The organism is Cupriavidus sp. GW821-FHT07C08, assembly GCF_059419025.1.
In genome coordinates this window covers 1-1,429 of sequence record NZ_JBWKQZ010000079.1, presented here as the reverse complement: position 1 = coordinate 1,429, position 1,429 = coordinate 1, and the positions used below count along the sequence as shown (strand labels likewise).

At 62.4% G+C, this 1,429-nt stretch carries 1 protein-coding gene; it reads right to left on the bottom strand.

The features are described 5' to 3' along the window. Positions 1–10: 10 nt before the first annotated feature. Complete coding sequence (locus AC07UK_RS38745) at positions 11–1,336, bottom strand: IS4 family transposase (protein WP_202281445.1); 1,326 nt, start codon at positions 1,334–1,336, stop codon at positions 11–13. Positions 1,337–1,429 lie beyond the last annotated feature (93 nt).

Genomic DNA, 1,429 nt, shown 5'->3' with positions numbered 1-1,429 from the left:
GTAATGCCGTTCAGTTAAGGTCCCTATTGAGGAAGCGAACGGCATAGCGTGAAGGGCGGGACTTGACGACCCGGTCGCATGAGCGACCGGGTCGTTTCACATTGGGCAGCGACTTTAGGCGCTCGCGTAGGCGCTGCAGGCAGGCGGGCAATTTCGCGTAGGCTGGCGTGACAGCTGCCCACATCATCTCGTGCTGGATGACATGGAAGGCACGCACGAAGCTCATGTCAGTCGGCGCGAGCTTCGCTTCTCGGGCGGCGCTGGCCATCTCGCGACGAATCAGGTTGTAGGCGATCAAGGCGCCCCAGATTTCCTGGCATACCCCATCGACGGTTCGGCTACGCAGGGTCAGCTCCATGCCGAGCATCGACTGCTTCAGTTCCCGGTAGCTCGTTTCGATCTGCCAGCGCCGCTCGTAACTGGCGACGATGTCAGCAGGTTTGAAGCGTCGGCGATCGAGCAGCGACGTCAGCAGAATTCGGCTACGTCCGCGTGCATCGATCGTTCGGATTGCCCGCGCCTGCCAGAACTCCGGCAGCGCCGGACACTTCTTGCGTGCCTGCGGCGAGACACGCATGCGTACCGTGGCGTCCTCGGCCGTCCCGGCCGTCACCTCCCAGCGCGTGTTGGACTTGGCCGGAATCAGGAAGTGGCGGTTGTGCCCGCCCATCGTCAGACCGCACAGGATCTCGGCAGCCAGGAAGCCTTTGTCGAATACCGTCAGCGAATCATCCGGTATCTGCGGCAACAAGCCTTTGGCGTACACCATCTCATTGCTGTCATAGCGACCGAAGCTGGCACCTGCCACCAGGTGCGTGGGGATCGCAGTCAGCGTCACCATGCGCACCTGCGGATAGCTGGCGACCCTGCGAGCGTAAGCTTGGGCGCCAAAGTGCTCGCGGTTGGCAGGGCTGTCGGCTGTGCGTAGCGTCGTGCCATCCATCGCCCACAGGCTGAGTCCCTTGAGGGCGTAGTCGCTGGCGTCCTGCAGACTCCAGGCGCGCGCTGTTCGTTCGAACAGCCAGGCCAGCGGCGCCTCGCCAACGCGCTGGCGGGCTTGCGTCGCCGCGCTCTTGCTGACGAACGGCGCCACCTCGTCAGGCAGGGCCAGTTCCAGATTGTCGAGCACTTCGCTGATCGACCAATGGCGGTACATCGCCAGCGCAATCACCAGCCAGACCACCTGTTCAGCGGGCAATCGACGGCGACGGATACTTGCCGTTCCCGTCGCGTCTACCGCGCGCTCGATCCACTCGTACGGAAGATGCTCGGCGAGCCGACTCAAGTCGGCCGGCTGTTGCGCTTCGAGCAGGAAGGTCAGGTGACTGGAAAGCATCGCGCCCGAAAGTTAACACTTCGGCGCAGCGTTTACAACTTCCTCTGACGCTACATACAAAAATGCCGTTCAGCTCTTAACTGAACGGCATTA